The sequence below is a fragment of the Telluria sp. GW821-FHT07G12 genome (assembly GCF_059418525.1).
Genome location: NZ_JBWKQA010000018.1, coordinates 1 through 8,714, shown reverse-complemented (window position 1 = coordinate 8,714; position 8,714 = coordinate 1). Strand labels below are relative to the sequence as shown.

Genomic DNA, 8,714 nt, shown 5'->3' with positions numbered 1-8,714 from the left:
GAATCGTTTTGTTCGTCAGCAGCAGAGGAATGAGATTATGCAGTGTTTCGCTTAACTCGTCAACCCCTCGTTTTTCTGCAACACCAGCGGAGTTATCAAAACTTCTAGCTCAACTACTTGATTTCGTTCAGCTTTTCCGGTGCTGCAGAAGCAGGACGCGCACTATAGCAAATGGCGGCGGGATTCCGCAAGGGCTGTTGTGCGAAAGATGCGCGGCGCTCTTCAATCCACACGATTGACCAATCAAGGAACATCGCGGAGCATAGGCCGTCGATGAGCTGTCCCATCCATATCTTTTATTCGCCCGAAAGACATCGGTGACCCTAGCCGCCAACCAGATCCTGGCACTCGCGCCCGACCCGGCCTCGGCCAAGGCCGGCAGCCAGCTGTCGACGCCGCATCATTGGTCGAATCTCGGCAAAAGCGAAACGGCCTTATGGGGCGAATGCCAGGGCAGCGGCAAAACACCGTACAGAACACAGATCGATTTGAATGGCCCCGCCTTCAAATGCACCTGCCCCAGCCGCAAATTCCCCTGCAAGCATGGCCTCGGCCTCTATCTATTAAAAGCAGCTGAACCCGCGCTATTCAAGGAAAGCGCCGAACCGCAGTGGGTCAGCGACTGGCTGGGCAGCCGCCAGGCCCGCCAGGAAAAGAAAGCCGACAATGCTGCGGCCGCGAGCACGCAAGATCCTGCGCTGGCCGCAGCCCAGGCCCGCAAGCGCGAGGAAAAGCGCGAAGAGAAAGTCGATGCCGGCATGCGCGAACTCCAGACCTGGCTGCATGACCTGGCGCGCGAAGGTCTCGCCTCGGTACGCTCGCGCGGACAAGGACCATGGGATGCCATCGCCGCGCGAATGGCCGACGCCCAGGCTGCGCCGCTGGCCCGCCGGCTGCGCCGTGCCGGTAGCCTCCTGTATCAGTCCGGCCTGCGCAATGCCGACAGCCTGGTGGCGAACGAACTGGCCTCGATCTACCTGCTGACCCAGGCCTGGCAGCGCCTCGACGGCTTGCCCGCTGCGCTGCAGGCCGACGTGCGCGCCCTGCTCGGCTGGACCGTGAGCCAGGATGAGGTGCTGCGCCAGCCCGGTATAGCCGGCTGCTGGCGTGTGCTGGCCCAGACCACTTTCGATGACGAGCGCCTGCGCGTGCGCGCCACCTGGCTGCACGGCGGTCCTGAAGCGCGTTGGGCCCTGCTGCTCCAATATGCGGTCGGCGCCCAGGGCTTCGAGATGCAGCTTGCGCCGGGGTCGGAGTTCGACGGCGAGTTGTGCTTCTACCCGAGCGCCTATCCGCTGCGCGCCCAGATCAAGCGTCAGGAGAACATGCGTCCGCTCGCATCCATGGCCGCGCCGCCGTCCGATCTCGACACCCTGCTCGATACCTATGCCGATGCGCTCGCGGTCCAACCCTTCCTCGAGCGCCATCCGGTGCTGCTGAATGGCCTGATCCCGGATGCCGGCGACCAGGGCATCCTCCGCGACGCCGGCGGACGCGCCATCGTCTTGCACCCGGATTTCCGCCATCCCTGGCATTTGCTGGCACTCAGCGGCGGCCATCCGCTGACGATATGCGGCGAGTGGGATGGCCGCAGCCTGCTGCCGCTGAGCGTCTGGCACGAGGGCCGGCTGCTCAACGTCGACGGCGACTTCGTCTGAAGGAAACCATGAACGACGATCTGCGCCAGCGCCAGCAACTGTTGAAGATCGGGACCGCGCGCGCCGGCCGCGCTCCTGCCCCTCCGGCCGCGCCGCTGGATGCGCTGTTCCCGCAGGAGCAAGCGCCCGAGGCCGAGCCCATGCTGTGGCTGTCGCTCGGTGCCCTCGACCTGTGGGAACGCAGCGGCTTCCTTCCACCCACAGCTACGGCCCCGGCGACGATCGATCCGGCGCCGCCCGAACGCCTGCGTCCCTGCCCGCCGCTTGCGGAAGCGATCCTGACCCGGCTACTGGGCGGCCTGTACCCGGCCGGCCTGCAGGCCGAGTGGCTGCGCCTGCTGCAGCGCCATGGCGGCCATTTGCCGGCGCGCTTACTCCCGCGCCTGCTCGACACGGCCACGCGCGAGCCGGCCTTGCGCACCCAGCTGCTGCGGGTGCTGGGAGAGCGCGGACACTGGCTCGCGCGCATGCACGCGGACTGGACCTGGGCGGCGAACGGCGCCACCGATGACGAGACCTTGTGGGACACCGGCACGCCGGAGCAACGCCTCCTTGCGTTGCGTGCCTGGCGTACCCGCGATCCCCAGGCCGCACGCGATGTACTGGCCGCCGCCTGGACTAGCGAGGCGCCGGAACAGCGCGCGGCCCTGCTGCCGGCGCTGAGCGTCAAGCTGAGTCTCGCGGACGAAAGCTTCCTCGAAGCGGCCCTCGACGACCGCCGCAAGGAAGTGCGCAGCGCCGCCCAGCGTCTGCTGGCATCCCTGCCCGGATCGCAGCTGGGCCAGCGCATGCTGGCGCGCCTGCTGCCGCTGCTGCGCGTGGAAAAGCCGTGGCTGGGCAAGGCGCGTATCGAGCTGACCCTGCCGGACACTTATGATGCGGCGATGCGGCGCGACGGTATCGGTGTGGCGGCGCATCCGGGCATGGGCGAAAAGGCCGGCTGGGTGGTCGACATGCTCGCTGCCGTCGATCCGCTCGTGTGGACCAGGCACTTCGAGCGCGGCCCGCGCGAATGCCTGGCCCTGGCCGAACACAGCGAGTTCCGGGCCGTGCTGATGCGCGGCTGGGCGCTGGCCACGCTGCGCCAGATGGAAAACGATACTGCACCCGAGCTGCAAGCCTGGCCGCAGGAACTGGCGCGATGGTGGGTAAGCGCCGACGTCGTGCGGCGCGAAGCGGTGCCGAACGCCTTGTTCGGCGCGATCGCCGCGCGCTTCCACGAGAACGCCGGCGGCGCGTCCGTGGCCCTGCTCGACGCCTTGCCCGACGACTGGTCCGGGGATCCCGAGCTGCTGCAGTTGCTGTACCTGTTGGCGGACAAGTCGCAGGACACCTGGACGCCGGCGCTGACCCGCTGCTTCCTGCAGCGCCTGCAGACCATCCGCCCCAGCTTGATGAAACAGGGCCAGCTCGGCCCGACGCAGCTGCTGATGTCGCCCTTCGCCAAAGTCGCCGATCCGGCCGTCGCCACCGCCGCCGAGGCGGACTGGCGCGCCAGCATCAAGATCGACAGCGAATGGCGCACCATCATCGACCGATTCTTCGAACTCGTGCGCCTGCGCCACGAGATGATTCTTTCCTTCCAGGAGCCCGCATGACCGCCCTCGATTCCGTCCTCCGCCAGCACGCGGAACAGCAATACGCCGATGAGCTGGAAGCGCTGATTGCCGCGGACACGCGCCAGCGTCCGCCGCGCTGGAAGATGTCGCCGTGGGCGGTGTCGACTTATCTGCTCGGCGGCCGGCTGGAGAACGGCGCGGAGATCAGCCCGAAGTACATCGGCAACCAGCGCGTGATCGAGATCGCGGTGGCCACGCTCGCCACCGACCGCGCCCTGCTGCTGCTGGGCGTGCCCGGCACCGCCAAGTCATGGGTATCCGAACACCTGGCGGCGGCGATCAGCGGCGACTCCACCCTGGTCGTGCAGGGGACCGCCGGCACCAGCGAAGAAGCAGTGCGCTACGGCTGGAACTATGCGCAGCTGCTGTCCAAGGGACCGTCGCAGGACGCCATCGTCCCGAGTCCCGTCATGCGCGCCATGCGGACCGGGAAGATCGCCCGCATCGAGGAGCTGACGCGCATGCCGGGCGAGGTACAGGACAGCCTGATCTCGGTCCTGTCCGAGAAGGTGCTGCCGATCGCGGAACTCGATGACGAGGTGCTGGCGCAGAAAGGCTTCAACATCATCGCCACCGCGAATGACCGCGACCGCGGTGTGAACGAGCTGTCGAGCGCCCTGAAGCGCCGCTTCAATACCGTGGTGCTGCCGCCGCCGCGCACTGCAGACGAAGAGGTGCGCATCGTCGAGACGCGCGTGGCCAGCGTCGGCCGGGCGCTCGAGCTGCCGGCCGAGGCGCCGGCGCTGGAAGAGATCCGCCGCATCGTCACCGTGTTTCGCGAACTGCGCGAGGGCGTCACCGCCGACGGCAAGACCAAGCTGAAGGTGCCGAGCGCCAGCATGAGCACGGCCGAAGCGATCTCGGTGATCACCCATGGCATGTCGCTGGCCGCCCACTTCGGCGACGGCGTGCTGCGCGGCGCCGACCTGGCCGCCGGCATGGTCGGGGCGATCGTCAAGGATCCGCTGCAGGACCGCGTCGCCATGCTCGAGTACCTGGAGACGGTGGTGAAGGAGCGCAGCGGCTGGAAGGATCTGTACCGCGCCTGCCGCGACGTGATGGAGTAAGCCGGCGATGAGCGTCCACCTGTTCGGCATCCGCCACCATGGCCCCGGCTGCGCGCGCAGCCTGGCCGCGGCCCTGCGTGCGCTGCAGCCGGACTGCATCCTGGTCGAGGGCCCGCCGGAAGCCGATGCACTGGCAGGCTTCGCCGCGCGTGCCGAGCTGGCGCCGCCGGTGGCCCTGCTGGTGTACGCCCCGGCCGAGCCGCAGCGCGCCGTGTTCTATCCCTTTGCCGAGTTTTCGCCGGAATGGCAGGCGCTGCGCCACGCGACCGAACATGGGGTCGAACTGCGCTTCTGCGACCTGCCGCAGAGCCAGCGCTTTGCCCTGCGCGCGGCCGAGGCCCAGGCGCGGGCCCTGGCGCCGGACGATATGGAAGGAGATGCGGACGCGGCGCCCGAGGCCATCCCGCCCGAGCCTGCGGGCGAGGATCTGCACGCCGATCCACTGTGCTGGCTCGCCCAGGCGGCGGGCTACGGCGACACCGAAACCTGGTGGGACCACCTGGTCGAGCAGCGCAGCGACAGCCTCGACCTGTTTGCGGCAATCGCCGAGATGATGACGGCCCTGCGCGACGCGGCCGGGCCATTGACGGACGCGCTGGAAATCAAGCGCGAGGCATACATGCGCACGGCGATCCGCCAGGCCGTCAAGGAGGGCCGCGAGCGCATCGCCGTCGTCTGCGGCGCCTGGCACGTGCCGGCGCTGGCGGTGCTGCCGAGTGCGAAGAGCGACGCCGACCTGCTCAGGGGCCTGGCCAAGGAAAAGGTGGTGGCGACCTGGGTGCCGTGGAGCCACGGCCGCCTGACCTTCGCCAGCGGCTATGGCGCCGGCATCACGGCGCCCGGCTGGTACCGCCACCTGTGGCGCCACCAGGACCGCGCCGCGCTGCACTGGCTGACCGGCGTCGCCACGCTGCTGCGCCGCCATGACCTCGACGCCTCCTCCGCCCACGTGATCGAAGCCACGCGCCTGGCCGACACGCTGGCGGCATTGCGCGAGCGCCCGCGTCCCGGCCTCGACGAGCTGATGGAAGCGGTGCGCGCCGTGTTCTGCTATGACAGCGACACGCCGCTGCAGCTGATCCAGCGCGAGCTGCTGGTCGACGAAGCGCTCGGCGCGGTGCCGGACGACGTGCCGGCCGTGCCGCTGGTGCAGGACGTGTTCGCCCAGCAGAAGCGGCTGCGCATGGCGGTCCGTGCCGACGCCACCGATCTCGAACTCGACCTGCGCCAGCCGGCTCACCTGGAAAAGAGCATACTGCTGCACCGCCTGGCCCTGCTCGGCGTGCACTGGGGCCGCCAGCAGACGGTGCGCGGCAGGACCGGCACCTTCCATGAAGTGTGGCGCCTGGCCTGGGAGCCGGAGTTCGCGATCGACCTGATCGCCGTCAGCCGCTGGGGCGGCACGCTGGAGGCGGCAGCCGGCAGCCTGGCGGCCGAGCGCGCGGCCTCGGCCCAGGGTTTGCCCGAGCTGACCGCGCTGATGGAGGTCGTGCTGCTGGCCGACCTGCGCGAGGCCGTTGCGCCGCTGATGGCGCGCATCCAGGATGCCGGCACGCAGACTTCCGATCTCGGCCTGCTGCTGGCTGCGCTGCCGCCGCTGGTCAACGTGCTGCGCTACGGCAGCGCGCGCAAGGTGGACACGGCCTCGCTCTCGCACGTGGTCGACGGTCTGGCGGCGCGCGCCTGCATCGCCCTGCCGTATGGCGTGCGCGGCCTGGCCGACGATGCCGCCGCCACCCTGCTAAGCCAGATCATCGCTGCCGATCAGGCGCTGCGCCTGCTGCAGGACGAGGCGCATCAGGCGGCTTGGTTCGGTGCATTGGCAAGCGCCGCCGCCAGCAGCGTGTCGCATCCGATGCTGAGCGGCCGCAGCGCACGCATCCTGACGGAACACGGCGAGTGGAGCGCCGAGCGTGCGGCGCAGCAGCTGGCCCTGCACTCTTCCTACGGGGTGCCGCCGCTGGCCGCCGCGCAGTGGCTGGAAGGCTTCCTGCAGGGCAGCGGCGCGCTGCTGGCCCACAGCGACACCTTGTGGAACATCGTGAACGGCTGGCTGCTCGCACTGCCGCCCGATACCTTTACCGAACTGCTGCCGCTGCTGCGCCGCACGGTGTCCACTTTCAGCGCGCCGGAGCGCCGCGAGCTTGGTGAACGTGCGACGCATGCGGGCGGCCCGGCCTTTGTCACGCTGCGGGCCGGGACCGAGGTTGACGAAGCACGGGCGCGACGCGTGCTGCCTGTCCTGCATACGCTGCTGGCTTCACGGGAGATTCTTCATGGCGAATGAGGAGCGCAACGCGGAAGCGGCGCGGCGCTGGCGACTGGTGCTGGGCCAGGACGCCGTATCGGACATCCCCTTGAAGGTGGAGGATGCCGCCATCGACGGCGCCCTCAATGCGCTGTACGGCACGCCCGAGAGTCCAAAGGGCGGCCTGGGCGCGTCGGCGCCGCGGGTGGCGCGCTGGCTCGGCGATATCCGCGAATACTTCCCGTCCAGCGTGGTGCAGGTAATGCAGAAGGATGCGCTGGATCGCCTGGGTCTGCAGCAGATGCTGTGCGAGCCCGAGATGCTGGCGGCGGTCGAGCCGGACGTGCACCTGGTCGCGGCCCTTCTGAGCCTGAACCGCGTCATGCCGAACAAGACCCGCGCGACGGCCCGCAAGGTGGTCGCGAAAGTGGTGGAGGAACTGGAGCGCAAGCTGGCGGCGCCGATGCGGCAGGCGGTATCGAGCAGCCTGAATCGCGCGGTCCGCAATCTGCGTCCGCGTCACCAGGACATCGACTGGCTGCGCACCATCCGCGCCAACCTGCGGCACTACCAGCCGGAGTACCGCACCATCATTCCGGAAACGCGGATCGGCTTCGGTAGGCGCGGACGTTCGCTGCGCGACATCGTGCTGTGCGTGGACCAGAGCGGATCGATGGCGGCCTCGGTCGTCTATGCGGGTGTGTTCGCGGCGGTCCTGGCGAGCATCAAGTCGGTCAGCACTTCGGTGGTGGTGTTCGACACGGCGGTGGCCGACCTGACGCCGCTGCTGTCGGATCCGGTCGAGGTCCTGTTCGGCACCCAGCTGGGCGGCGGTACCGACATCAATCGCGCGCTGGCCTATTGCCAGGGCCTGATCACGCGCCCGCGCGAGACCATCTTCGTGCTGATCAGTGACCTCTATGAAGGCGGCAACAATGCGGACATGCTGGGACGGGCGGCCGCGCTGGTGGGCAGCGGTGTGCAGGTGATCGCCCTGCTCGCCCTGAACGATACGGGCGCGCCGGCCTATGACCGCGACAACGCCGCGAAGCTGTCGGCGATGGGCATCCCCTGCTTTGCGTGCACGCCCGACCTGTTCCCGGACCTGATGGCGGCGGCGATCCAGCGGCACAGCCTGGAACAGTGGACATCCAAGGCAGGCATCGTGCGCGCTTGAGCCCTACGGACGGTCAATCGTGCGTCGGGTTGAATACTGCCGGGTTTGACGTTACTGTCATCCCATGGACAATCAAGCTTCTCAGCAAGAAAAAAACGACCAGGAGATGCGCAACATTATCGAAGAAGCGCGCTGCATTCTTCCCGGTCTGCAGGCGGTGTTCGGTTTTCAGACGATCGCTGTATTCAGCGAACGCTTCACGGACCTCGAGGACTATGCCCAGGCATGTCATCTGGTCGGTCTCGGCCTGATGGTCATCGCCATGGCATTGCTGATGACGCCCGCCGTCTACTACCGCGCCCAGCACGGTCAGGCGACCTCGAGGATGCTGCGGACCTCGCGCAAAAGCATCCGTGGTGCACTGATACCACTGGCTGTCGGGCTATCGCTGGATATGTTGACGGTGGTGTCGCTTGCAACCGACAGGCTCTCGCTCAGCATCGCCGCCGCGGTTGCCACTCTCCTGCTGTTTGTGGGACTCTGGTATCTCATTCCACGAAGCGATCCCATCCAGGTTGCCGAACCGCGCTCCTGATTCGTGTTGCAGTGCAGGGTGTTGTGTGAAGCCCCGAACAGATGAGGGCGCTTGCAACTGGATAATGCCTGTATGGCCTGTGCAAATGACAGGCGCAGGCAGGAATGCCACGAACTGGGCGACACTCGTCCACCTGAAGTTCCGATATCGGGGGGAGCACAGACGGGGATGAGTGTAAGCCCAGCCATTCATGCGCTAGCGGTCCGTCGGCCTTGTCGACGGACGCCGTAGCGCGGATGGCTGGATGCGGCGCCAATAAGGATCGAAGCCCGCCGGCAGGTACGCGATGCGTGCCATGCCGGCGGGCTTTTGGTTTTATTGGGTGATTATTTCGGGCGCAGAAAAGCAAAAAGCCCGCTCAGTGTTGACTGAGCGGGCTCTGCTTAATAATTAGCCTGACGATAACCTAC

The 8,714-nt window shown here is 67.7% G+C and carries 6 protein-coding genes; all 6 read left to right on the top strand.

Annotated features, from left to right (window positions below; genetic code table 11):
• The first annotated feature begins 317 nt into the window (after nucleotides 1-317).
• The 6 genes from AC07PE_RS27020 to AC07PE_RS26995 all read left to right on the top strand — a co-directional run bounded on the left by AC07PE_RS27020 (nucleotide 318) and on the right by AC07PE_RS26995 (nucleotide 8,304).
• Nucleotides 318-1,658, top strand: coding sequence for an SWIM zinc finger family protein (locus AC07PE_RS27020; protein WP_498770424.1), 1,341 nt, complete (start codon nucleotides 318-320; stop codon nucleotides 1,656-1,658).
• A gap of 8 nt (nucleotides 1,659-1,666) precedes the next feature.
• On the top strand, nucleotides 1,667-3,256 hold the full coding sequence (locus AC07PE_RS27015; protein ID WP_498770422.1) for a DUF5691 domain-containing protein: 1,590 nt from the start codon (nucleotides 1,667-1,669) through the stop codon (nucleotides 3,254-3,256).
• Nucleotides 3,253-4,344: an ATP-binding protein gene (locus tag AC07PE_RS27010; protein ID WP_498770421.1), complete on the top strand. Its 1,092-nt coding sequence runs from the start codon at nucleotides 3,253-3,255 to the stop codon at nucleotides 4,342-4,344. Before AC07PE_RS27015 ends, AC07PE_RS27010 begins: the two co-directional genes overlap by 4 nt.
• Before the next feature lie 7 nt (nucleotides 4,345-4,351).
• Complete coding sequence (locus AC07PE_RS27005) at nucleotides 4,352-6,631, top strand: DUF5682 family protein (RefSeq protein ID WP_498770419.1); 2,280 nt, start codon at nucleotides 4,352-4,354, stop codon at nucleotides 6,629-6,631.
• On the top strand, nucleotides 6,621-7,769 hold the full coding sequence (locus AC07PE_RS27000; protein ID WP_498770417.1) for a VWA domain-containing protein: 1,149 nt from the start codon (nucleotides 6,621-6,623) through the stop codon (nucleotides 7,767-7,769). The genes AC07PE_RS27005 and AC07PE_RS27000 overlap by 11 nt, the downstream gene beginning before the upstream one ends.
• Before the next feature lie 64 nt (nucleotides 7,770-7,833).
• On the top strand, nucleotides 7,834-8,304 hold the full coding sequence (locus AC07PE_RS26995) for a DUF6328 family protein (protein WP_498770415.1): 471 nt from the start codon (nucleotides 7,834-7,836) through the stop codon (nucleotides 8,302-8,304).
• Nucleotides 8,305-8,714 lie beyond the last annotated feature (410 nt).